25 protein-coding genes are annotated in these 25,940 nt (G+C 31.2%); 24 read left to right on the plus strand and 1 reads right to left on the minus strand.

The window, feature by feature from the left end; genetic code table 11:
* The first annotated feature begins 51 nt into the window (after positions 1–51).
* From ACJMLB_RS03275 to ACJMLB_RS03305, 7 genes are all read left to right on the plus strand, one after another.
* On the plus strand, positions 52–186 hold the full coding sequence (locus tag ACJMLB_RS03275; RefSeq protein WP_292788714.1) for a hypothetical protein: 135 nt from the start codon (positions 52–54) through the stop codon (positions 184–186).
* A gap of 24 nt (positions 187–210) precedes the next feature.
* Positions 211–348, plus strand: a complete 138-nt coding sequence (locus tag ACJMLB_RS03280) for a hypothetical protein (protein WP_292776569.1) — start codon at positions 211–213, stop codon at positions 346–348.
* A gap of 234 nt (positions 349–582) precedes the next feature.
* Positions 583–1,041: a DUF1890 domain-containing protein gene (locus ACJMLB_RS03285; RefSeq protein ID WP_405323649.1), complete on the plus strand. Its 459-nt coding sequence runs from the start codon at positions 583–585 to the stop codon at positions 1,039–1,041.
* A 63-nt stretch (positions 1,042–1,104) separates the two neighbouring features.
* Positions 1,105–1,413, plus strand: a complete 309-nt coding sequence (locus ACJMLB_RS03290) for a DUF1894 domain-containing protein (protein ID WP_292776563.1) — start codon at positions 1,105–1,107, stop codon at positions 1,411–1,413.
* 50 nt (positions 1,414–1,463) lie between these two features.
* A complete protein-coding gene (locus tag ACJMLB_RS03295; protein WP_405323651.1) occupies positions 1,464–2,420 on the plus strand; it encodes a methionine synthase in 957 nt (318 codons plus the stop codon).
* A gap of 54 nt (positions 2,421–2,474) precedes the next feature.
* Positions 2,475–2,945: a DUF2115 family protein gene (locus tag ACJMLB_RS03300; RefSeq protein ID WP_405323653.1), complete on the plus strand. Its 471-nt coding sequence runs from the start codon at positions 2,475–2,477 to the stop codon at positions 2,943–2,945.
* 94 nt (positions 2,946–3,039) lie between these two features.
* The gene (locus tag ACJMLB_RS03305) at positions 3,040–3,588 is read left to right on the plus strand and encodes a DUF2115 domain-containing protein (protein ID WP_405323655.1); all 549 of its coding nucleotides are present in this window, start codon (positions 3,040–3,042) and stop codon (positions 3,586–3,588) included.
* 170 nt (positions 3,589–3,758) lie between these two features.
* Here ACJMLB_RS03305 and ACJMLB_RS03310 read toward each other — a convergent pair whose 3' ends face one another.
* Complete coding sequence (locus tag ACJMLB_RS03310) at positions 3,759–4,391, minus strand: flavodoxin family protein (RefSeq protein ID WP_405323656.1); 633 nt, start codon at positions 4,389–4,391, stop codon at positions 3,759–3,761.
* A gap of 368 nt (positions 4,392–4,759) precedes the next feature.
* Here ACJMLB_RS03310 and mch point away from each other — a divergent pair, with 368 nt between their 5' ends.
* From mch to ACJMLB_RS03395, 17 genes are all read left to right on the plus strand, one after another.
* Positions 4,760–5,725: a methenyltetrahydromethanopterin cyclohydrolase gene (mch, locus tag ACJMLB_RS03315; RefSeq protein ID WP_405323658.1), complete on the plus strand. Its 966-nt coding sequence runs from the start codon at positions 4,760–4,762 to the stop codon at positions 5,723–5,725.
* Positions 5,726–6,175: 450 nt separating this feature from the next.
* On the plus strand, positions 6,176–6,694 hold the full coding sequence (locus ACJMLB_RS03320; protein WP_405323660.1) for a GNAT family N-acetyltransferase: 519 nt from the start codon (positions 6,176–6,178) through the stop codon (positions 6,692–6,694).
* A gap of 146 nt (positions 6,695–6,840) precedes the next feature.
* On the plus strand, positions 6,841–7,662 hold the full coding sequence (locus ACJMLB_RS03325; protein ID WP_405323662.1) for a nicotianamine synthase family protein: 822 nt from the start codon (positions 6,841–6,843) through the stop codon (positions 7,660–7,662).
* A 358-nt stretch (positions 7,663–8,020) separates the two neighbouring features.
* Positions 8,021–10,069, plus strand: coding sequence for a heavy metal translocating P-type ATPase (locus ACJMLB_RS03330; protein ID WP_405323664.1), 2,049 nt, complete (start codon positions 8,021–8,023; stop codon positions 10,067–10,069).
* A gap of 194 nt (positions 10,070–10,263) precedes the next feature.
* Positions 10,264–10,656, plus strand: a complete 393-nt coding sequence (locus ACJMLB_RS03335; protein ID WP_296856393.1) for a C-GCAxxG-C-C family protein — start codon at positions 10,264–10,266, stop codon at positions 10,654–10,656.
* Between the two features lie 367 nt (positions 10,657–11,023).
* Positions 11,024–12,646: an ABC transporter substrate-binding protein gene (locus ACJMLB_RS03340; protein WP_405323665.1), complete on the plus strand. Its 1,623-nt coding sequence runs from the start codon at positions 11,024–11,026 to the stop codon at positions 12,644–12,646.
* 433 nt (positions 12,647–13,079) lie between these two features.
* Positions 13,080–13,976, plus strand: a complete 897-nt coding sequence (locus tag ACJMLB_RS03345; protein WP_405323666.1) for an ABC transporter permease — start codon at positions 13,080–13,082, stop codon at positions 13,974–13,976.
* A complete protein-coding gene (locus ACJMLB_RS03350; protein ID WP_405323667.1) occupies positions 13,966–14,820 on the plus strand; it encodes an ABC transporter permease in 855 nt (284 codons plus the stop codon). The genes ACJMLB_RS03345 and ACJMLB_RS03350 overlap by 11 nt, the downstream gene beginning before the upstream one ends.
* 13 nt (positions 14,821–14,833) lie before the next feature.
* Entirely contained in the window at positions 14,834–15,919 is a 1,086-nt protein-coding gene (locus tag ACJMLB_RS03355) for an oligopeptide/dipeptide ABC transporter ATP-binding protein (protein ID WP_405323669.1), read from the plus strand.
* Positions 15,909–16,520, plus strand: a complete 612-nt coding sequence (locus tag ACJMLB_RS03360; protein ID WP_405323670.1) for an ABC transporter ATP-binding protein — start codon at positions 15,909–15,911, stop codon at positions 16,518–16,520. The genes ACJMLB_RS03355 and ACJMLB_RS03360 overlap by 11 nt, the downstream gene beginning before the upstream one ends.
* Before the next feature lie 230 nt (positions 16,521–16,750).
* Entirely contained in the window at positions 16,751–17,365 is a 615-nt protein-coding gene (locus tag ACJMLB_RS03365) for a flavodoxin family protein (protein WP_405323672.1), read from the plus strand.
* A gap of 128 nt (positions 17,366–17,493) precedes the next feature.
* The gene (locus ACJMLB_RS03370; protein WP_405323673.1) at positions 17,494–17,961 is read left to right on the plus strand and encodes a hypothetical protein; all 468 of its coding nucleotides are present in this window, start codon (positions 17,494–17,496) and stop codon (positions 17,959–17,961) included.
* 908 nt (positions 17,962–18,869) lie between these two features.
* Positions 18,870–21,767, plus strand: coding sequence for a transglutaminase domain-containing protein (locus ACJMLB_RS03375; RefSeq protein ID WP_405323675.1), 2,898 nt, complete (start codon positions 18,870–18,872; stop codon positions 21,765–21,767).
* Positions 21,768–22,112: 345 nt separating this feature from the next.
* Positions 22,113–22,982, plus strand: a complete 870-nt coding sequence (locus tag ACJMLB_RS03380) for an Mrp/NBP35 family ATP-binding protein (RefSeq protein WP_405323677.1) — start codon at positions 22,113–22,115, stop codon at positions 22,980–22,982.
* 32 nt (positions 22,983–23,014) lie between these two features.
* A complete protein-coding gene (locus ACJMLB_RS03385; RefSeq protein ID WP_405323679.1) occupies positions 23,015–23,476 on the plus strand; it encodes a hypothetical protein in 462 nt (153 codons plus the stop codon).
* A gap of 312 nt (positions 23,477–23,788) precedes the next feature.
* Positions 23,789–24,316 carry a carbonic anhydrase gene (locus tag ACJMLB_RS03390; RefSeq protein WP_295606456.1) on the plus strand — a complete coding sequence of 176 codons (528 nt, stop codon included), beginning with the start codon at positions 23,789–23,791 and terminating at the stop codon, positions 24,314–24,316.
* Positions 24,317–24,904: 588 nt separating this feature from the next.
* Positions 24,905–25,924 (plus strand): transcription initiation factor IIB family protein, encoded by a 1,020-nt coding sequence (locus tag ACJMLB_RS03395; RefSeq protein ID WP_405323681.1) that lies wholly within the window; start codon positions 24,905–24,907, stop codon positions 25,922–25,924.
* Positions 25,925–25,940: the final 16 nt, after the last annotated feature.

The raw sequence follows: 25,940 nt of genomic DNA on the forward strand, positions 1-25,940 counted from the left end.
TTTATTAAATAGATATTTGATCAGATATTTGAAAGTTCTAGGGGGAATTTTATGTATGGTTTATGTCCTGCTTGCGGAAGTGAATTAGACGACGAAGGAAACTGTTGGGTATGTGGATATATGGCTCATTTTGGAAGTCCTGATGATTATGACTATGATGATTTTAATGATGAATACTTGCCTTAGGAGCTTATTTATTTAGGTGATATTATGCTTATTTGTCCTATTTGCGGTTATCCATTGGATAGTGATGGTCGTTGCTGGAACTGTGGATATTGGATGAGAACTCATCCATTGGATCCTTTTGCACCAGGTTCTGTTTATAATGGCGGCAGCAGTGATGACTAAATAAATGGGATTGTTTTTCATTTCCATTTTTTCTTTTAATTTATTATTTTCATTTATTTTTTTACTTTTTACTTTTTTATTTTTCCTTTTTGTACTAATTTTCAATCTATTTGTCTGTCATATTAATTAATTTTATTTATAATAATTAACAAAAGTATAAAGTGATTAATTATTCTAAAATTAATAATGAAAATTTATAAAATATTTTTATTTAAAAATTATTAAAGTGATAAAATGAAAGCATTAGTTTTACTTGGATGTCCTGAAGCTCCTTCACAAACTCCTATTGGATTGTATGCTTCATACAAATTAGGCCAAATGGGCTATGATGTAACAGTATCAAGCAATCCTGCAGCAGGAAAGATATTGGATATTTCAGATCCTGAAGGGGTTTACGTTAAAAAAAGAGTTGATATTGAAAAATGTTTGGATGAGATTGAGGAAGGAGATTATGACTTATTGGTGGGTTGCGTTCACAAGGATGCAGCAGCTACTTTCTTCATAACCTATTATCATATATTGAAATGCAAGGCATTAGCTATTGTATTTTCAAGGGAAGCGGAAGAAGTGGCTGAATTTGCAGATATGGTTGAATCATCCACTGATGCAGATATCATTGCTGTAAGAGCTTTCCATAATCCAAATCCAATTAAGGTAAGATTTGACAAATATTTAAAAACTTTAGAGGAATAAGGAAAAATTTTAATTGGAGATAAATTATATTTAACTATTTATTAAAGAAAGGATGGTGATTAGATGTCTTTCTGTTTAGAAACATATTTGCAACAAAATGATGATTATGAAATACTCGTTCAACGTTCAGGAGTCAAGCAATGCTATAAGCTCATTGAAGAGAATGCAAAGGAAATCATTCATGTAAATCCGGGTGATAAGGTCTTAGGCGCAAGATTGATAGGTCTTCCTCCAATACCTGTGGGAATCAATGAGGATGAAGGAACAATATTGATTACCTATACCAAGCCTTGCCATGGAACTGCAGCTATTAAAATTCCAATTAGTCCAGAAGAAATTGCAGATGTCAGAGCAATGGATATTGGTGTTTAATTAATATTAACGATTTAAATTTATTATTTTAGTTTATTGATGGTGATTATTTGATTACAACTGTTGTAGGTAGTTTTGGGATTGATTTGAAGGAACCTGAAACTCTTGGTGAAAAGATAAAGTCTTCAATTGGATTCTATGATCCTTATAAGATAGCTATTGAAGAGGCAGTCAAATTGCAATTGGACTGTGGAATAGACATTATTGGAGACGGTCAGCCAAGAGGGGATATGGTAGGTTCCTTTGTAAAGCATATTCCAGGATTCTCATATGAAATGAATTCTTCAGTTATTGTATCCAAGATAAGGGCCCCTCAAGTGGATATAATGATCAAGGACTTGAAATTTGCTCTAAATGTCCTTAAAAAAGAGATTAAGGATAGGAACATGAGTGAGGATGAGGCAAGCAAGAAAGGAGTAAAGCTAATGTTGACTGGACCTTCCACTATTGTTCACTCTTCAAGAGTTGAATCATTTTACAAGGAGAGAAATCCTGCTATCATTGATTGCGCTTATGCATTAAGACGTGAGGTGGAGTCTGCTGAGAAGGCTGGAGCAAAATATGTTCAAATCGATGAACCCTTCTTATCTACTGGCATGGTTGACTTAAAGGTTGCAAAAGAAGCGATAGGAATCCTTACCGATGGCATTGAAATGCCTATGGGAATGCATGTATGCGGTAATCTTGATGGATGTTTCAAGGAAATTGCAAAGTTCCCTATTGATATATTGGATTGTGAATTTGCTGGAAACAATGTGAATATTGGTGTTCTTGAAGCAAATGCGGATTTGCTTAAAGGCAAAAAATTAGGATTCGGATGTGTCGATTCAGCTGTAAATGCTGTTGATGACAAAGAAGAAGTTAAAGCTCTAGTTGAAAGAGGTATTGCAGCAGTAGGCAAGGAAAACATGCTCCTTGATCCTGATTGCGGTTTAAGAAAAGTTGATATTCCAATTGCAAAAGAAAAGCTAAGAATTCTCTCTGATTTGGCTAAAGAGTTTAATTAACTCTTTTTTTTACTTTTTTTAGAATTTTCATTTATTGATTATCAGGTGTCATTCATGAAAGCAACAGATTTATTGGAAAAAATAAGAGAAAATTTGAAAGATTATCCTATAGACTATTTAAAGAGAAAAGCTATGGATGATAGATATCCTGATAGCATTACAAAACGATTAGCTATTTATAATTCTTCAATTTATGATGAGATATATGAAAAGAATATTGAAGAGGACTATGAAATAAAAGATGCTGTAATTAAGAATATAGAAGATGATGTAAACTATTATTTTAGCGTTTATGATCCAGGAGACATTGAAACAAGGGATTTCACAAGAGAACTTTCTTTATATCTTGTTTTAATAGCTAAAAAGCCATTGCATCCTTTTGGAGATAATCCTACAAAGTATGATGTCTTTTTGGAAAACGGTGAATACAAATGCAAGAACCGGATTATCCACATTAAGGATGAAAGGTCATTATGTCGTTATTGCGTTTGCAAAAATGCAGGTTATTCCTTTGGATTTATATAAATTATATATTTAAGTCATTAAGGAAAATATATTTCATCATTTTTTAATTTTTTTTTAATAAAAAAATGCATTTTAAAAATGATTGAGTGATTTCATGACTATAAATGAGGAAATGTATAAGGAATTTTCAAATGTTGTTATTGGAGAGGATAGCATATCCAATGATGCTCTTTTACAGATTTTAAAGGATTATGCTGGAACAGTATCTGTATTTGACTTGATGGAAATCAATGCAGAACTGATTGAGGAAAGCAAGTATGTTCAAGATAGCTATAAAAAGAAAAGTCATGGAGTATATGCAAAATACTTTTTAGCTCGCTTAAATGAAGTAAGGGCCAATAATAATCATTATACACATAAAATAGATAAGGAAGAGTTTATAGATGCAGTGGCAACATTGCAATCCTATGAGGATTCTGAGTCATTAAGCCATAAAACAAAATTTCCATTGGTTTATGCTATCATATCACTATACACTACTTTTATTCTTGAAGAGCCAATACATCCTGTGGGAACTCCATTTCCTGGTTCATTGTATGTGGAGGAAATAAATGGGAAGTATTATTGCCCTGTAAAGGATGCAAATGCTGATTCTCCTAATGCAGTCTGTAAGATGTGCATTGCAGAACAATTGGAATTTTAAGAAAATATTAATACGGAAATAGTAGTTCAAACGAAAAATAGAAAAAATTATAAAAAAATAAAAAAGAAAATATGAAAGATTAATCTATAAGTCATCTGTGTAGATGATAGGTTTGATCAAGTCTTTTGGTTTTCCATACATAAGCTTGAAAGTTTCTTCGATTTCATCAATTATTTAACTAATTCTTTTCCTTTTTCGAAAGCTTCTTTTCTTTCCTTAGGGAAAATCTTTTCATGTCTTTCATATCTTTCTTCAGCATTGAAGAACCATGGCCAATCGGTTTTGCTGTAATCCTTAAGCTGAAGTGTTTCTCCAGATACAAAGACTTCAGTTGGTCCTACAAAGCCATTGAATACATTTTGATAATTTTTAAGCAATTCTTCATACATGGTGTCAGGTGCATTGCTTGTCATTATGAGCAATGTTGGAATTGGATTTTCATTACAGCATGGAGTCTCTGTATTGTATGTTAAGTTTTGGAATACCAATCTTTCATAAAGTGCTCTAAATGATGCTGTAAGTTCACCTAAATAGTTTGGTGATCCTATTATCAATCCATCAGCTTCACGGATTGCATCCAATACTTCTGTCAAACCGTCTTTTCGTATGCAACGTCCTTTGTATTTCTCTTTTTTACAACCGAAGCATGAAACGCAACCTGTGTACTTTTCCAAACGGAACAAGTTGAATTTCTGTACTTCCGCTCCTGCAGATTCCGCTCCTTTTATCGCTTCATCAATTAAAGTGTCAGTATTCCATCCTTTTCTTGGTCCTGCATTAACCGCTATTACTTTTTTAGCCATTTTATCTCCATTTAAAATTTGTTAAAAAAATCATTATATATTGTAAAAATTTCATTATATGAATTAATTTTTATTATTTATTTAATTTAACTATTGTTATTGTTTTTTATATTGTTGTTTTTTATCATTGTTTTATTCTCATTGTTGTTTTAATTTTTAATTTTTGTGATATTGTTTATAATAACAATTTTGCATTGGAATAATTTTATAAAATTTTAAATAGTTAGTTAATTAAAATTATTATTATAATATTTTATTCATTATCAATAAGTAAATTCAATTTAAATCAATAATTTTAAATCAATTTAATTATTTTTATTTGAATAAACTAATTATAAATTAAAATATATTTTAATTGAGGTTAAACTATGGTTAGTGTCAATTTAGAAGCTAAAAAAACTGTAGATGTAATGATTGAAAAAGCTGACGACCTTAACATTGCTGTTTCCAAATTAGGAAATGGAGCAACCGTTATTGACTGTGGTGTAAATGTTGCTGGTAGTTTTAAAGCAGGTGAATTATATACTAAAGTATGTCTTGGAGGATTAGCTGATGTAGGTATTTCCATTCCTGGAGACTTATCTGAAAAATTCGCATTACCTTCTGTAAAAATAAAAACCGATTTCCCAGCTATTTCCACTTTAGGTGCACAAAAAGCAGGTTGGTCTGTTTCTGTAGGTGAATTCTTTGCATTAGGTTCCGGTCCAGCTAGAGCATTATCCTTAAAACCAGCTGAAACCTATGAGGAAATTGATTACAAAGATGAAGCGGATCTCGCAATCTTAACTTTAGAAGCTGATGTATTGCCTGGTGAAGACGTAGCTCAATACATTGCAGATGAATGTGGTGTAGATGTAGCAAATGTATTCTTGCTTGTAGCTCCTACCGCTTCCTTAGTTGGATCCATCCAAATTGCAGGAAGAGTTGTAGAAAACGGTACCTACAAAATGTTAGAATTCTTAAAATTCGATGTTAAAAAAGTTGTACATGCAGCAGGTATTGCACCAATTGCACCTATTGACCCAGATGGATTAAAAGCTATGGGTAAAACCAACGATGCAGTTTTATTCGGTGGAAGAACTTACTACTACGTCAAATCTGAAGAAGGAGATGACATTGCAGCAGTAGCAGCTCAATTACCATCTTCTGCAGCTGACGGATATGGTAAACCATTCTTTGATGTATTTAAAGATGCAGGATTTGATTTCTACCAAATCGACAAAGGAATGTTTGCACCAGCTGAAGTTGTTATCAACGATTTAACTACTGGTAAATTATACAAAGAAGGATTCGTTAACGCTGAATTGCTCAAAAAATCCTTCGGTATCGAATAAATTTAGTGTTTATTCTTAGTTTTTAAAATTTAAATAGCTATTTTTAGCTATTTATTACTTTTTTCTTTTTTCTATTTTTTCTTAATTTTCATTATTTTTCTTGTTTTATATCCAATTTTTCTCTTATTTTCTTCCAATATTTTCAGTATTAATATTCTATCTATTTTTACTTATTTTATAATATTAAAGAGTAATACTTTTTAAAATTGAAAATTATTACTTAATATATAAGTAAAATGGATTTTAGTAATAATTATTACTTATTTACCTAAAATAAGCTATTTGGTATTACTTTTTTTAGAAATATTTTTATATATTAAATCATAATTATTTAATATAAAGTATTAATATAATATTTTTTTCATAATAAGTATTACTTTTTGATTTTTTATTTTTTTAATTTAGTTATGAATTATATTAATTATTCTTAAAAATGATTAAAGTGATCAAATGAATTTTACCATTAAGCAATTGTCTGATGATTGTGATACAAAGATTAGGGTTAGGAATTTCCTGTTTTCTCAAATAAGGTCTGAATATGGCTATGGTTACATTCCATCTTGGCATAAGGATATAATAGACTTGAACAAGTATTATATAGATTGCAAGAAAAACAGGCTGTTTTATGTTGAGGATAGTGGTAATGGGAGAATCATTGCTACCATAGCGGTTAGGCAGTATGATAAAGACTTTATGGAATTTCAAGGATTATACTCAAAGGAATCCACAGCAAGCATTTGGAGACTGTTTGTAGATAAGTATTATAGGCGTTGTGGATTGGCTACACAATTATATAATGTTGTTGAAGAGTTCTGCTGTGAAAATAACTTCAATGAGATTTATTTGCATACCCATAAGAATCTTGAAGCAGGATTTAGCTTTTGGAAAAAGGTGGGATTCAATGTTACTTGGGATACAAATAATGAGCTTCAGACAGTTCATATGGTAAAGAATTTATCAAGTAAATAAAATTTATTTTATTAATTTTAATTTAAAATTTATATATCTTTAAATATAAAATATAAATTAAATTTAATTTTACATTTTTTTATATAAAATTAAAAAATAAACTTTTTGAATTAATGATATTTTTTTAAAGACTTTTGTGTGATAAAATGAGTTGCTATAAATATTGGGGAACAATTGAAGAGATTGCAAATAAACTTTCAAGTTATGGGGATTTAGATACTGAAGGCATTTCTGCATTGGACGGCACTGACATTGAGGAGATTACAAAGATCTTGGATGATATTGAAGTCATTGCCCATGACAAGGAAATAGACTTTGACTCTGCAAAGCATATTCTAGATGATGAGAAAATGAATAAGGCATTGCAGTTGATTCGTAAGTTCTATGTTTATATCGGTGCAAGATTAGAACGTGAAAATGCTATGAAGATATTGGAATCTGATGATCCTAAAGCTGTTTTGGATTCATTCCATTTCTATGACAGGTATATTGGACTAATTGAAAATGAGATGCAATTGGCTAAATTCAATGAAAACAAGACTTTTGTATTCTTAGGAAGCGGTCCTTTGCCATTAACAATAATCATGTTTAATATGGTAACTGGATGCAAATGTATTGGTATTGAACAAGATCCTGATGTTGCTGAATTGTCAAGAAAAGTATTAAAACGTTTAGACCTTGATGAAGGAATTGAGATTATAACAGGTAATGAAAAGACCATTGCAGACTTGGATTATGACATCTTGATGATTGCAGCCTTTGCTGAACCTAAGGATAGGGTATTTGCAAATGTTTGGGATGTTGTTGACGAGAAGACTCCTGTACTTTACAGAACTTATACTGGTATGAGAGCTATTCTTTATTCTCCAGTAACTGAAAAGGATACAAGAGGATTCCATCAGGAAGTAATGTTGCTTCCAAGAGGTAAGACAAACAACACTTCTGTTTTAATTAGGAAAATTGTTTAATCTGAGTAAATTTAGTTTACTCTTATCTTTTTTTAATTTTTTTATTTTATTATAACTTTTTTTAAAATATTTCATTGTTTTTTCACTAATTATTTATATTTTTTTTAAACATTTTCTAAAAGTAATACTTTTTACTCAAAAAACAACAAAAAAGTAATACTATTTTTATATTTTTTTAAAATTTTTTCTAAAAGTAATACTTTTCATACTAAAATATACAAAAAAGTAATAACATTTATATAATTCTTGACATAGATTAATAATTAGTAATACTAAACATACAAAAAAGTAGAAAAAAGTAATACTTTTTAATTTACAATAAAATTTCAATGAAAAATTATAAAAGAAGGTGTCTATATTGATTGATGAAATAACTGATTTCTTATTTGGTTTGAAAATGACCATTATTTCAGCTATATTTCTCGTAATCGCTGTTATTTTCATGATACTTGGAATTGACACTCCAATTTACCTAAACCCTGCTTGGGGTGCGGTAATAATAAGTGGTATTCCAATGTTATTATTGGCTTTAACCAGATTAATCCGTGAAAAGTGGATTTCATCTGCGCTTCTTATTGCAATCGCTATGGTGGCATCACTCTTGATTGGTGAGATATTTGCAGCAGGTGAAGTTGCATGGATTATGGCTTTAGGTGCTCTTTTAGAAGACTGGACAGTTGAAAGAGCTAAAAAAGGTTTAAGAAATCTTATTAATTTAACTCCACAAACAGGTAGAAGAATTGTGGATGGCAAGGAAGAAATGATTTCCGTTGATGAGATTAAAATCGGAGATACTTTGAGAATTCTTCCTGGTGAAAGTGTACCTGTTGACGGTGAAATTATAAACGGTACCTCTTCTCTTGATCAATCCATCATGACTGGGGAATCATTGCCGATTGATAAGGATGTAGGGGATGAGGTGTTCTGCGGTACCATGAATTTGTATGGTGCAATTGACATTAAAGCAACCAGTTTAGGTGAAAACTCTTCACTTCAAAAGTTGATTGACCTTGTAAAGGCAGCTGATGAAAAGCAAGCTCCAACTCAAAGGATTGCAGACAAATGGGCAACATGGCTTGTTCCTGTTGCATTGATAATTGCAATTGCAGCATGGCTCATTACAGGAAATATTGAAAGGGGAGTAACAGTCCTCGTAGTATTCTGTCCATGTGCATTGATACTTGCCACACCAACTGCAATTATGGCAGCTATTGGTCAGGCAACAAAATATGGAGTGCTCATTAAATCTGGTGAAGCTTTAGAGACATTAGGTGGATTGAATACATTAGTGTTCGATAAAACAGGTACTTTAACTTATGGTAATTTAGCAGTTTCAGATATTATTTCCTTGAAAGATGATTTGGATGACATGGATGTCTTAAAGATAGTTGCCTCTTGTGAGAAATTAAGTGAGCATCCATTGGCTAAAGCTGTTGTAGACAAAGCAAAAGAAGTTGAAATTGATATTGAAGAACCACAAGACTTTAAGATGTTCCCTGGAAAAGGGGTAAGTTGTAAGAACTCTTATGGTCAAGTATATGCAGGAAACTCCAAATTTTTATCAGAAAATAATATTGATTTTAATGTTGATAGTGAACTAAACCAGTTAAAACATGAAGGTAAGGCTTCAATTATCGTGGCTTTAAATGATAGTGTAGTCGGTTTGATTGGATTGTCTGATGTGATACGTGAAGATTCCAAAGACATGATACAAAACTTGCATGAATTGGGAACTGAAACAATATTGCTTACAGGGGATAATACTGAAACTGCTAATTATTTTGCTTCTCAAGTTGGAATTGGAAAGGTATATGGTAATCTTCTTCCTCAAGAAAAGCTTGATTGGATTGAAAAGCTTAAAAGCGAAGGCAAGAAAGTCTGTATGATTGGTGATGGTGTAAATGATGCACCTGCACTTAAGACTGCTGATGTAAGTGTAGCTATGGGGTCCGTTGGAAGTGATGTTGCTATTGAAGCAGCAGACATTGCACTTTTAGGTGATGACATTGGAAAAATCCCATATCTTAAAAAGCTTTCAAATTCAACATTGTTTACAATCAAGGCAAACATTATCATTTCCATGACAATCAATGCAGTGGCTATTGTATGTTCCGTTTTAGGATTGTTGAATCCAGTTACTGGAGCTATTGTTCACAATGCAGGGTCCTGTCTTGTAGTGCTTAATGCAGCATTGCTGTATGATAGGAAGTTTGATGATTCAATTAAGAAAATCGATACTGAAAATGTAGAGCATTCACATTATCATTTCCACAACGATGGTGAGCACTCACATTCTCATGATGGCATTAAGATAATTGATGAAATCGAAACTGATAATGGAATTAAGCATATGCATGTTCACAAACATGCCTTAAGCAGACAAAGTTGTGAAACCTATCACAACTAGTCTTTTTTTATTTCTTTTTTTTATTTTATTTCTTTTTTCCACTCTTTTTTATCTATTATTTTTTTCAAACATTTTTTTTTCTTTCAATTGATTTATAAAAATTTATTAACATTAAAGTTTATACTAACTATAACAATGTTTTAAATAATTCGAATTATTCAAAATTTGATTAAAATTATTTGTGAGTGATTATTATGGAATTGGATTCAAATGAAGTAGTAAAGAAAATCGAAGAATACAGAAAGGATTACAGTTGTTCACAAGCAACTCTTATGGGAATTTGTGATGTTGCAGGCATGCCTACTGAAGAATTGGCTCTTCTTGCAAAAGGATTCTCTGGAGGAATTGGAGGAACTTTCTCTGAAGGAACCTGTGGTGCTGTAACCGGTGCTGTAATGGCTTTAGGTCTTTTAGGTGCAGATGAAAAGCAAATCATTTCCGCTTCCAAAAAGTTATTCAATGAATTCAAGGACAAGTATGAATCTGTAACTTGTGGATACATCTCAAAAGATGGTGACGACAAATCTCCATGTGTTGAAGTATGTTTATTTGCAGGTGAAAAGGTCTGTGAATACTTAAAAGAATAATTTTTCATATTTTTCACTATTACATTATTTTTTTTATTATGTTAATTTCTTTTTTTATTAATTAATTATTATTTTATGCTTTTTTATCTTATTTTTCCCTTTTTTTCAATTATTTTTATATTTAACCTGGTTTTGTATTACTTTTTTTACTTTTAAGCATTTTTATTAATACTTTTTTATTACTTTTTCACTAATTTTTTACAATAAAGTAATACTTTTTTAGAATAATGTATTACATTTATATACTTTAAAATCATAATTATAATTGTAATATCTTTTTTATATTTAGTATTACTTTTTTAGAATTTTGTTTAAAATAGTAATACTGGAGGATGTTATTTTTTAAGTAATTTAACGAGGAAATTATATGGATAGAAAGATTTTAGTAGGTTCTGTAATTGTATTAATAGCAATTATCAGCGTAGGTTCTGCTTCTGCAGGCTGGTTTGACTTTTTAACAGGAGGATCTGAACATGCTCCTGATGAGTTAATCACTTGTGTAGCAGCACACGGTGAAGAACCGGAATTCGGGTTTGACCCAATGCACGGTTGGGGATACCACGATTCCGGAACAGACCCATTAATTCAAAGTACAATTCTGAAAAGAAATGCTGACAACGAATTTGTAAATGACTTGGCAACAGATTATGAAATTTCTGATGATTTGAAAACATATACTGTAACCATTCGTGATGATGTAAAATTCACAGATGGTTCCAAATTAACCGCTAAAGATGTAGCTTTCTCCTATAACACTGCTAAAGAGTTTGGAGAAGGTGCAGACTTAACCCATATGGAAGAAGCTAAAGCAGATGGAGATAAAGTAGTATTTACTCTTGATCAACCGGATTCCACATTCATCAACAAATTGACTGATGTGGGTATCGTTCCAGAAGCTACTTATGACAATGCAACATACGGTCAAAATCCAATCGGTTCTGGACCTTATAAATTAGCTCAATGGGACAAAGGTCAACAATTCATCTTAGAGAAAAACCCTGATTACTATGGTGAAGAACCTTACTTCAACAAAATTACTAACCTCTTCCTTGACCCTGATGCAGCATTTGCAGCAGTTAAAAATGGAGATGTTGACATTGCTGAAGTAGCAGTAGCATATGCTGATGAAGATATTGAAGGTTATCATATGGAATACTTCGATTCCATTGATGTACGTGGTGTTTCCTTACCAACCACAATGGATGAAGGAGAAACAAGTGAAGATGGCATTGCAATCGGTAACAATGTAACTGGAGACCCTGCTGTCAGACAAGCTTTAGCTATTGGTATTGACAGAGAAGAGTTAATAGATGGTGCATTAAACGGATATGGTAATGTATCCTACACTGGTGTGGCTAACCAATTACCATGGGCATTTGATGCTGGATACAAAGACGGTCAAGTAGATCAAGCAAAAACCATTCTTGAACAAGCAGGATGGAAAGACACTGATGGTGATGGTATCAGAGAAAAAGACGGCCAAAAAGCTGAATTCACTGTATACTATAAAGCATCCGCAGTTGAAAGACAAGCAATTGCAGTAACTTTAGCAGAGCAAGCAAAAGAATTAGGTATTGAAATCACTCCTAAAGGTGCAAGTTGGGATGAAATTGACCCAGACAAATACAGTCAAGGAGTTGTATGGGGATTCGGTTCAGCGGATCCATACTCAATTGAGCACCAATACGGTTCAGATGTAGCTTGTGTAGGTTATGATAACCCTGGAAATCTTCAAGATTCTGCTGTAGATGCGTTAATTGATAAAGCAATGGCTCAACCTGCCGATGCTTCATACAGTACTTGGAAGCAAGCTGCAAAACAAGCTACTTCCCACAATTCATTCTTATGGATTGGTACTATGGACTACACTTACTTTGTAAGTGATGACTTAGACATTTCCAACAGCACTCACCTCATCTACCCACACGGTGGAGACATTTGGGGTAACATCTATGACTGGAAACGTCTTGATACAAATGAAACTGCATAAATGGTTAAAAATTTGATGCAAGTGAAATTGTAAAATTAAAAATTATTAATATAAAATGGTTTATTTTTTAATAAATCATTTTTAATAATTTTTTGATATTCCAATTATTTTTAGAATCATTTAAAGAATTTTTTAAGATTTTTGAGTAATTTTTTAAAAGATTCTTTAAATAATTTTTTAATTATTTTATCAAGGATTTTTTAATATTCATTAAAAGATTCTTTAAATAATTTTTTTATTATTTATCATGCATTTTTTATAATTTTTTAGAATTAAAATGATTTTTAAGGATTTTAAAGTATTTTCATACTGATTTTTTAATAGATTATATGGGTTGATTAAAATTAATAGTAAAAATTTAGCGAAATTTTTAGGATTGAAAGTTGTGAGATTAATAATTTTATTAATCGTTATAGCCGCTATCAGTTTTATAATGATACAAATGTCCCCTATTGATCCTGTTAGAGCTTATTTAGGGCAACGAATTGTTAGTCAGGAGCAATTGGCCATTATGGGAGAATATTGGGGAACTAATTTATCTTTAGGTGAAAGAGTAGTTGGTTGGCTTTCAACTTTAGCTACTGGAAGCATGGGCTTTTCATTGATTTATCGAGTTCCTGTGACAGAAGTAATTGTACAGAAATTTACAGCTTCATTAACTCTTATGGCAACTTCATGGGTAATCTCTGGAATATTTGGTTTCGGATTAGGTGTCCTTGCTGGTGCTAAAGAAGGTACTTGGATTGATAAGGCGATTAAAACCTACAGTTATATATTACAATCTTCACCTACCTTTTGGATAGGATTGGTGCTGTTGATGCTATTTTCAGTTTACTTGGGTTGGTTCCCAATAGGGCTTTCTGTACCTATTGGCCAATTGTCTGATACAGTAACCTTCTGGCAATGGTTATACAGGTTGATATTGCCTGCAGTGACTTTAAGTATTGTGGGAATAGCTTCCTTAACAATGTTCACAAGAGACAAGCTTATTCAAGTAAAAAAAAGTGATTATTTCTTGTTTGCACAAGCAAGAGGTGAAAGCTTTTGGGGAATAATCAAAAACCACGGAATAAGAAATATTTTGCTTCCTGCTATTTCCATCCAATTCTTGTCATTTAATGAATTATTCGGTGGAACCATTCTTGTGGAACAAGTATTTGCATATCCTGGAATCGGACAGGCAACTGTGGCTGCTGGTTTAAGGTCAGATGTTCCCTTATTGCTTGGTATTGTGATTATCAGTGCAATCTTTGTATTTACTGGAAACCTTATTGCAGATATAATTTATAAATATGTTGATCCAAGATTAAGGGGTGATGATGATGACTGAGATACCATGGTACAATAAAGGATTATTCAGTTCATTGAACTTAAGGCAAAAAACACTTTTGACCATTGGTCTTACTGGGTTGATTTTATTGGTTATTTTCATTTGCGGATGGATGACTAATGCCAATTTACCAACAGACTTTTCCATAAAAATGCAAGCTCCTTCATTGGTTCATCCATTTGGTACTGATTGGATGGGAAGGGACATGTTTACCCGTACAATAAAAGGTTTAAGCTTAAGTATTGTCATTGGTATCGGTGCATCAGTAATTTCCAGCATAATAGCCACTATTTTAGCATTTCTTGCAAGTGCAAATAAATGGTTGGATGAGGCTGTTTCTTGGGCAATTGACTTGTTTGCATCCATTCCCCATATATTATTGCTTATGATGATATCAATTGCATTAGGTAAAGGTGCATTCGGTGTAATTATGGCTGTAGCATTTTCTCACTGGGTTAACTTAACTAGGGTGCTTAGGGCGGAAGTATTGCAAATCAATACGTCTGAATATGTTGCTTTATCCAATAGATTAGGTAGAAGCAAGTTATGGATTGCAAAAGAGCATATTTTGCCTTTAGTAATATCTCAAATATTTGTAGGAACCTTGCTTGTATTCCCTCATGCAATTATGCACGAAGCAAGTATAACATTCTTAGGATTTGGGTTATCACCACATGAGCCCGCTATTGGTATTATCCTATCCGAATCAATGTCCTATCTTGCAATGGGCGCTTGGTGGTTAGCATTCTTCCCAGGTCTTGCATTATTGATTGTAGTATTGTTGTTTGATATTATTGGAGATAATTTAAAACGCTTGCTTGACCCTGGAGAGGCAAATAACTAGATTAGGTGGTATTATGGAGAAATTATTAGAAGTAAATAATTTATCAATATCTTTTACACAGTATGTCCAAGGATTAGTTAGGCACGATTTAAAGGTAATTTCTGATTTGTCACTTGATATTGGTGAAAGTGAAATCGTAGCTGTATTAGGTTCCAGTGGTTCAGGTAAAAGTCTTTTAGCTCACACAATTTTAGGTATTTTGCCTTACAATGCTCATGTGACAGGAGAAGTTAAATATAATGGGCAAGTTTTAAACCAAGAGATGAAAGAAAAAATAAGAGGTAAGGAAATCTGCTTAATACCTCAATCTGTAAATTTCTTGGATCCTTTAATGAAAGTTTCCCAACAGGCTGTCGGTGAATGTAAAGACGATAATGAACGTAAAGAGAAACAAATAAGGCAAAGGGAAGTATTCAGTAAATATGGGTTGGATGAAAGTGTAGATGATTTGTATCCTTTTGAGTTATCTGGTGGAATGGCGAGAAAAGTATTATTATCTACAGCTTTGTTGAATGATCCTAATTTATTGATTGCCGATGAACCTACTCCTGGTCTTGATGCAAAAAGTGTTGAAGAGACAATTCAGGACATTAGAAAATTAAAAGATCAAGGCAAAGGTGTCTTACTGATTACTCACGAAATAGATGTTGCTTTAAAGACAGCAGATAGGATTGCAATATTCTATTCAGGGTATGTGATTGAAATCAATAAAGTGGAAAACTTCTTGAATTCTGAAAACTTATTGCATCCATATACCAAAGCTTTAGTCGATGCATTGCCAAAAAATGGTTTCAAGTTAACTGAAGGAGTTCAACCATTGGAGGAGGTCACTGGTTGCCCTTATTATGAAAATTGCCAAATACGTTCAGACAAATGTAATCAATCAAAACCAGAACTTATTGAACATGATGGTGCAATGATTAGGTGCTTTAATTTTGATAAAGTTATTTCTGAAGAGTCTGTTTCTGAGGAATTCGTAGATGGTTTTGGTTCTGAAGAGTCTGTTTCTGATGAAGTAGTTGAAGAAGAAGCTAAAGATGAAGAAGTTGTTGGAGCTGAAGAAGAACTTAATGATGAGGGGGTTAATGATGGAGCTTAAGGCAGAAAATATTTCTTTTTCATATCATAAGAAGAAACCAATATTAAATGATGTTTCATTATCTCTTAACAGTAATCAGATCATTGGATTAATTGGAGATAGTGGTAGTGGTAAGAGTACATTATGTAAGGTTATTTCCGGTTATATTAGCAATTATACTGGTGAGGTAACTATTGATGGTAATTCTGTTAATAGAAATGGTTATGACCCTATTCAATTAATTTTCCAACATCCTGAAAAGACTATGAATCCTAAATGGAAGATGGAAAAGGTATTGAGGGAATCATGGATTCCTCCACAGGATTTGAAAGACACTTTTGGTCTAAAGGATAATTGGCTGACTCGTTGGCCAAATGAACTTTCCGGTGGGGAATTGCAACGTTTCAGCATATTAAGGTCTCTTAATCCAAAGACAAAATTCATCATTGCAGATGAGATAAGCACAATGCTTGATGCTGTTACACAGGTACAGATATGGGAAGCGCTTATTAATCATTGTAAAGCTAATAATATAGGTATATTAGCGGTCAGTCACGATAAGGACTTGCTTGAAGTAATTTGTGATGATATTTTGTATTTTAATGAAATAAATCATATTTAAGATTAAACTATTATTCTTTCTTTTTCTACAATATAGTTTATTCTTTTCTTTTTTATTTTTTATTTTTAAATTTTTATTTTTTATTATTTTTTATTTTAATTTTTTATCATTTTTCCATATTTTTATAGTTTTTATTAATTTTATCCTAAAATATAAAACTAATAATTAATTAAATAATATATACTAATTAAAAATTTTAATAATGAGTAATCAAATTTTGGAGTGAGAAAATGAAAGTTTTATTAATTAATGGAAGTCCACATAAGGAAGGATGCACTTTTACAGCATTGACTGAAATCAAAAACCAATTGGAAAAAGAGGGTGTTGACAGTGAAATATTCTGGATTGGCAATAGACCAGTTAGAGGTTGCATAGCTTGTCTTAAATGTGGCCATAACAATGGAAAATGTGCATTTGATGATGATCCTGCTAATGAAATAATTGATAAGTTAATAGAATCTGATGGAGTGATTATAGGTTCTCCAGTTTATTATGCTGGTCCTAACGGTGCATTATGCGCTATACTTGATAGGGTTTTCTATGCAGCTAGTTCCAATTTTGCCTTTAAACCTGGTGCTTCTATCGTAAGCTGCCGTAGAGGTGGTGCAAGTGCAAGCTTTGATAGATTGAACAAGTACTTCACAATTTCAAGCATGCCAGTGGTTGCATCACAATATTGGAATAGTGTTCATGGAAACACTCCTGAAGAGGTAAAGCAAGATTTGGAAGGTCTCCAAACAATGAGAACATTGGCAAGCAATATGGCATGGTTTTTAAAATCAATTGAAAATGCAGAATTGCCTAAGCATGAAGAAGAAAAACAAAGAACTAATTTTATCCGATAATATAATATTTTTCCTTATAAAAGCCACTATTTATGATAATGTTTATATTTATTAAAAAAGAAATATCATTATTGTGTAAATCTAAAAAAATTATTTACTAATGTTTTAAAAAATTTAGGAGTAATTCTATGGATACTGGAAATAAAATAATTATTATTTTACTTATCTTGATTGCAATTGCTGCACTTGTTTGCGGTTTCCTTTTTATATCTAATGGATTAGGAAACTCAGAGGATACAGAATTGCAAGAAAATGTAACTAATGTTACTAACACAACAATCAATGAAACAGAGAATTTAACAGTTGATGATGGCACAGATACCAGTGTTAGCAGTAGTTCAAGTTCTTCAAGTTCTGGTGTGAAATATAAACCTAGATCTTCAAGTTCTAGCCATTCTGTTAGTCCAAGTCACTCTGGAGGATCATCTGGTTCTGGTAGCACACCTTCTCCTACCCCTAGTGATTCAGGTTCTGGATCTTCTGATGGTGGAGGTTCCTCTGATGGTGGAGGTTCCTCTGATGGTGGAGGATCTTCTGATGGTGGAGGTTCCTCTGATGGTGGAGGATCTTCTTCAGGATCTACTGATTCAGGATAATTAAATATCCATAATTCTTTTTTCATTATTTTTTCATTTTTTATATTTTTTTAGATTTTTTATTATTTTTTTAAATTTTTTTCTTATTTTTATTTTTAGATTTTTTATTATTTTTTTAAATTTTTTTCAAAATTTTCCATTTGAGTTTCATATTTTTCAATCATTTCAGGCTTCATTTTTTATTATTTTTAAGCAATTTTTCATACTTAATTAGGTTATCTAAACATTGTCTTTTATTTTTAATTTAAATGCTTATTTTTTGATTTTGCCTTTAATTTATCCTTTATTCTTTAAAATAAGAATATTCTATTTTTTAAAAAATCTTTGTTTAATTATATATTAATATAATATATAATATGGGATTTTACTTTTGTGTTTTTTAATTTAAAAAGCTTTATTTATTGCTTTTTTGATTAAATTCTTTTAATTTTGTTTATATTTCATTTATTTGGTTAATATTTTGTTATATTTTAATAAAATACATATGTTTAGTTCTTTATTTATCTAATAAAGCATTATTAGATTGTTTTTAATTTTATCCAATAATAATTATTTTTTTCTTATTTAATTTGGTATTTTTCATTATTTTTTATAAATGGGTATAAAATATATTTTATTTTAAAATTAAGTTATTTTTAGATTGTTATATTGGATTTAAACTGATAATATACTTTGGATTAAATTTTTTTTAAGAGAAACATTTATATTATATTAATTAAAAATTTTTATATAACATTAAAAAAGAATTTTTTAATTTGTTAAAAAAGTTCTAAAATAATTTTATTTTTACAAATATATTAAAAATTTGTTTTTAATATAATAATTAACATTATTTTTCTTATTATGTTAGTTCATCTTTTTTAATGTATTGAGGTGAAAAAATTTCGAATAAAAACAAAACATTACTTATGTTGATTTTAGCATTGTTCATTGTTTCAATTGCTTCAGTATCAGCAAGTGATGTGAGTGACATAAATGATAATCAGAATTATCTTGCAGAAAGTGATGGATCAGTTAGTGAAGATTTAGATAATCAAGGGATTGTTTCTTCTGAAAGTACTGATTCAACAAATGATAATTCAGGATTAATTGGAAATGATGATGGTTCTGATGATTCAAGTACAGAATCTTCTGATATAATCCCTAATTCTGATTCTGAAGATGATGGTTCAGATGAAACTACTAAAAATTCTACAACTATTACAAGTTCTAGTTCTAAAGTGGTTAATGGAGAAGATTATTCAGTCACTTTAAAAGATAAGGATGGGAATCCTTTATCTGGAAAAAACTTAATTTTCACATTTAATGGATCTAATTTCACTAGAACTACAGATTATAATGGTGTGGCTAGTCTAAAAATCAGTGGAAAAGCGGGTGTATATGCCATTGCTGTTATTTTTGAAGGTGATGACTTATATGAAAATTCATCTATTTCCACTCAAGTAACTGTTAGCAAGATTCCAACAAGCATTAGTAATGCAAGTAGTTCTGCAATTAAAGGAAAAACTTACTATGTTGTCTTAAAAGACAAAAATGGTAAAGTGTTATCCTCTAAAAAAGTAACTCTTAGCTTTAATGGTAAGACTTATACTAAAACTACAGATTCAAAAGGTAAAGTTAGTTTAACAATTACTGGTACAGTAGCTAAGACTTATAAATTAACTTATAAGTTTGCTGGTGATGATTATTATGCCGCTAGTTCCGGATCAATAAGCCTTAAGGTTAAAATGCCTACAAAAATTGTTGGATCTAATGCACGTATAGTGAAAGGAAGTAAATATACTGTTACTTTAAAAGATTCTAACAATAAGGTTCTATCTAAAAAAACCGTAAAAGTACTTTATAATGGCAAAACTTATACTAAAACCACAAGTTCAAAAGGAGTTGTGACCTTAACTTTAAGCCCAACTCCTGGGAAAACTTATGAAATTACTTATAACTATGCAGGCAGTTCCTATTATGGGGCTTCTTCTAAAAAAGTAAATGTATTCATTAAAACTCCAACTAAATTATCCAATTCAGGAAGTTCAGTTGGTAAAGGAAAATATTATTATATTACTTTAAATGATTATAAGGGCAAGGTTTTAACTGGAAAGACAGTGTCAATTACATATAGGGGAAAAACTTATAAGAAAACTACTAATTCCAAAGGACAAGTTAGTTTAAAGATAACTTCTCCAATAGGTTATACCTATAAGCTTTCTTATAAATATGGTGGAAATAGTAATTATGGATCCAGTTCTGGTTCAGTAAGCCTTAAAACCAAGATGGCTACCAGTTTATCTGGACCTACTGCTAAAACTATTATTAAAGGGAGCGCTTATAAAGTAACTTTAAAAGATGGTAATGGTAGGGCATTATCTGGTCAAACCGTAACATTTACTATTGATGGTAAAAATTATAAGAAAACTACCAGTTCTAAGGGAGTTGCTAGTATAAATATTAATTTAGCAGCTGGCAAAACCTATAAATTGTCCTATAAATATGCTGGAACTTCCTATTATAATAGGTCCTCTTCTGGAACTAAAAATATTGCAGTAAAGCTTTCAAGTAATATAAAGAATTCTGGAAGTTCTATAATGAATAACAGTTCTTATGTGGTTACTTTAAGGGATTCTAATTCAAAGATTTTAGCTAATAAACTTATTACATTTAATTTTGATAGTAAGACTTATACTGACACTACAGATGCTAATGGTGCTGCAAGTCTCTTCATTGTAGAGAATTCCCCTAAAACAGCTAAATTAACTTATTCATTTGCAGGAGATAGTGTCTATGATGCTTCATCAGGTTCTGTAAACTTAAATGTTAAATCGGATAAGGTTTTCACATTTAATCAGATTGTTGATGCATCTAAAAGTTTGAGATCATTTGTTGAATCTAAGGGATATCTCCCATCTACAGTTTCTGTAAATGGTATTAATGTTAACATAACCAGTTTTGCTTATTTGATGTCTAAATCTGTTATTAATATTAATAATGGTAAAAAGCTTGATGTAGAAGTTATCAATATTAGTTCTAATTACACTAATAATGGAAGCTCTTCAATTAATGCTGATTTGAATAAAACAAAGTATATAGATTTGGCAAATGCATTAATTAATGGAGCGGTATCCGATGAAAAACTTCCAAGTTCTATTGATACAAATATAGGGGAAATATCTCCTAACTTATACATATTTGGACTTTCTAAAGCTTTAGATTTCTATTCAAATAATAATAGATTGCCAAATTACATTACTTTCAATGCAAAGGATGTTGATGGTACACCCGGTTCAGATGTCACTAAAAGAGGAAATACTTCCCAGTATAAGGAAGGTTTAAATGAGATACAAGCACTTACTTCTGCTCAATTAGCTCAATATTTAAGCTCTTCTGGAAATGATGCACTTAATTCAGCAATCCGTTCATTGGCTAATGATTTAACTGCAGGCAAATCTACTGTATGGGCTAAAGCTGAAGCAATATTCAATTGGGTTAGAGATAATGTGAAATATGAATATTATGCAAACACCAAGTATAAGGCAACAGGTACTTTAAGCAATAAGAGAGGTAACTGTTGTGATCATGCTAATTTGATTGTAGCACTTTGTAGGGCTGCAGACATACCTGCTAGATATTCCCATGGTAAGAACTGTAAGTTCTCAAGCGGTTTGAATACTGGTCACGTATGGGCACAAATTTATGTTGATGGTGTTTGGTATTCTGCTGATGCAACAAGCAGCAGAAACAAGTTAGGTAATATTCAGAATTGGAATACCAATTCATTTACTCTTCATGGTCAGTATGTCCATTTATCTTTCTAAGTTGGATGGGGACTGATCTTTAATCTTTTCTTTTTTATTTTTAATTTCTTTCTATTTTTTTAATTTTTCTATTTTCAGTATTTCTATTTTTTCTAAATTTTTCAATAATTTTTTTCTTTAATTATATTAATTATAGGTATGATAATTTTAATACTTGTAATTTTATAATTGATTTGATTAATCTTATTTTGATTTATTTTAGTAGTTACACTATTTTCATATCATAATGTCCGCATTCATCTACATATCCCCTATACTTTAACCAATTTTCATTGAAAAAATAATATTTAAATAATTTAAGTATGATATATTATACTGTTTAAAGAAATTTATACGAGGCGTAAAATGGCAAATAATGGACATGGACATCATGGAGCTGCAAATTTGACTCCTGAACAACAAAAGCAAATGATTGAACAGGAATTAAGGCTCTTTGAACATATGAAAAATATCAAATATAAAATAGCTGTTATGAGTGGAAAAGGTGGAGTAGGTAAATCCACAGTAGCCGCTAACTTAGCTGAAGCTTTCCAGAAAAAAGGATTATTAACTGGTATACTTGATGCAGACATTCACGGACCTAATATTCCTAAAATGTTAGGTGTTGAAGGAAAGGATGTCATGATTGAACATGGGGAAATGATTCCAGTAATGAGCAAAAATGGAATCAAGGTCATGTCAATGGGATTTCTGATTGATTCTCAAGACACTCCTATTATTTGGAGAGGCCCTCAAAAATCAGGATCAATCAAGCAGTTCATGGCAGACACTGCATGGGGAGACCTTGATGTTTTAATTATCGATAACCCTCCAGGAACTGGAGATGAACCATTGACTGTACTTCAGGCATTGCCTAATGTGGATGCAGTCATTATGGTGACTACGCCAAATAGCCTATCACAGGAAGATGTATTGAAATGTGTAGGTATGGTTAAAATGCTAAACATTGAGGATATTGGACTTATTGAGAATATGTCTTATTATGTATGCCCTCATTGTGGTGAAAAAACCAACATATTCGGTGAGTCTCAAGGGGAAAAATTTGCTAACGATATGGGAGTTGTTTATTTAGGCAATTTGCCTTTAACTGAACAGGTTCCGGAATCTGCAAATCAGGACAGCACTATGGTAAATAGCTATGCAGATTCTGAAGTCAGTCAAAAGTTTTCAGAGATAATTGACAATATAAAATTAGCGTTTTTAGATGATGATTAATTTTCACATCATCTATTTTTGGGGGTGGTCTATTGAAGAAAAACCATATAATTATCATAGCAATAGTTTTCTTAATCCTGTTTGGAGCATTAGCATTTTTAAGCACTTCTCCAAGAGATAGTGATGCAACAAATGCAATAATTCATAATGCAACACTGAATGTCTCATCTGAAGGTCCTATTGAACTTTCTAAGATTCTTGAGGATATTAAAACTGCAGATTATTACAAGGGTTACGATAATGAAACTGTAAAATGGATGGAATCATTAGGAAATAAATATGTATTTGTTTCAGACGATGCATTGGTAGTGATGGATAAAAGTGATTCAGATAAGATTCCCTCAATTTTTGCCTGTGATGTCATATTTTATGAAATATTTTCATGCGATATTCTAGAGAATCATACATTAGGGAATGTAAAATATCCTAAAGATGTTTTATATGTAAAGAATGTGAAATATATTAGGGAAGAAGCTTTTTATTTTGAAGTTTAATTTTGATATTATTTCTTTATTTTTTCTTTGATTTTTAATTTCTAATTTTTTTATTTTTTATTTACAATTTTCCTTTTTTATTTTTAATCATTATTTAATTTAATTAAGTATTTTTAAACGATTAATAATCGAAATACCATTTTTTAAAACAGATTAAGATAATTTTATATAGTTTAGAAAACATAAATTATTATATAAAATTGTATGATTATCTAATCAATTTTATACTTTAAAAATCAATTATAAAGGCTATAATTATAAATTATAATAATAAATTATCTTTTTAGTCTTAAGGTATTTAGAGGTGTTTGTATGACTATATTGGATGGTATTTTAGAAGATAACAAGAAATTTGTCGAAAACTTTGAAGGAGAGGAAATGTCTCACCATGCACAAAAGAAGTTAGCTATCCTTACTTGTATGGATTGCAGATTGATTGACTTCTTTGAACCAGCTTTAGGACTTAAAAGAGGAGATGCAAAAATAGTCAGAAATGCAGGAAACTCCATTGTAGGTGAAGATGCAATCAGATCCATTGGTGCTGCATTATACAATCTCGGTGCTGAAGAGGTATTGGTCGTAGGCCACACTGAATGTGGTATGGCTGGTGCTGATGCAGATGCATTGAAAGAGAAAATGATTGCAAGAGGCATCAAAGAGGAAGACATTGCAAAATATGACTTGGCAGAATGGATTGGAGGATTTGAATCTGAAGAGGCAAATGTGCTTGATGTTGTTGACAAGATCAAAAATCATCCATTGATTCCAGATGTTCCAGTGCACGGTCTTATAATTGACATTGTAACTGGAGAATTAAAAGTCTTGAAAGAAGATTATTAATGCAAACCTTTATATATAACGGAATCATAATATTATGTCCTACTTGTATATTTCGCAAGTTTGATTAATTTCATAAAGGTTTATAATATTTGATTAAAACCATCATAAGTTTTTAGAAAAATTGAAAAATTTTTTCTAAAATCTTTTATTTTTATTGAAAACACCAGAAATTAATTTATTTAGCCAGAATAGATTAATTTGTCATATATCACTAAAAATAACAATTATTGCAAAGGTTAATTTATGTTATTGTAACTGCAGTAACCTTGCTATTACTAATGGGGCTATCAAAGTTCCCAAAACATACATTATACCACGACTTGGATTCGTGCTAGCTTATGCCAAAAGCTTAGCTTTCAATTAATAACCAGTTAATTGAAATTGTAGATAAAATCAAACATCATCAAAATCATACTTTATAGGACACTTTCTTTTTTAGTTCTATTTTTCATTGCAATAGTATTTAATTACTATTTAGTTGTCAACTTTATTATCCCACTTTATTAATAAAACCATATCCCACCCATTTATTCTTAAGTTTTGATAATGGAGTAGTAATCTGAATTCGTATGTATTAAAAGGTAAAAAATGAGCGTAAAAGAATCTATTATTAAAAACAGTGTATCCGGCAGTAAAACTATTTTTAAAAATGAAATTGGAGAAAAAGAATATTCATCTATCTTAAGGAATCAATCTAGACGTAGAAGATTTTCCCGCTTAGAAAGCAATGAAGTTCAAGTAGTCACATGTCCAGTTTGTGGATCCAGTGAATTTTTCATTGATAACATCCGTTCTGAAAAATCCTGTAAAAAATGTGGCTTGGTTCTTGAAGAGAACATTATCGATTCAACCTTCAGAGGAACCGCTAGAGATAAGGAAGGTAATTTCAAAGGTCAAAATGGTGCACCTAATGATATCACTATTCACGATGGTGGATTGTCTACCACTTTTGATATCAATAAAGGAAATATCAAAGACTATGCCAAATGGAAACGTTTGAAAAGATTGCACAATCAATCTCGTGTAGGGGGCACTCGTGATAGAAATTTATCCAGAGCTTTCACTGAGTTGGGTTTGGTAATTTCCAAATTAGCTCTTTCAAGCAGCGTAAAAAGGGAATCTGCATCCATTTATAGAAAAGCATTGGATAAGGATTTAATCAGAGGAAGAAGCATTAGCAAACTTTTGGTTGCTACTGTTTACATTTCATGCAGGCTCTGTAAAGTTCCACGTACTTTAGATGAAATCGAGAAAGGCACTGGAATAAATCAAAAGACCATTAGTAAAAATTACAGGTTCCTTGCAAGAGAATTAGGTATTAAGTTATCCCCTATCTCTCCAAATGATTACATTCCAAGGTTTGCTAGCAGATTAGGGTTGTCTTCTCAAGTTGAAGTTAAATCCATTGAAATCATCAATCAGGCAAAGGATTTGGGATTGACCTCTGGTAAAGATCCTGCAAGTGTTGCAGCTGCAACTTTGTATGGAACTTCCATGTTGTTTGGTGAGCGCAAAACTCAAACTGAGATTGCAAAAACCCTTGGAGTAACTGAAGTTACCATTAGAAACAGATTTAAGGAATTAAACAGTAAATTAGACTTTGTATAAGTTTAATCCTGTTTAA

It is taken from the genome of Methanobrevibacter sp. (assembly GCF_045114555.1).
Classification (GTDB): Archaea; Methanobacteriota; Methanobacteria; order Methanobacteriales; family Methanobacteriaceae; genus Methanobrevibacter.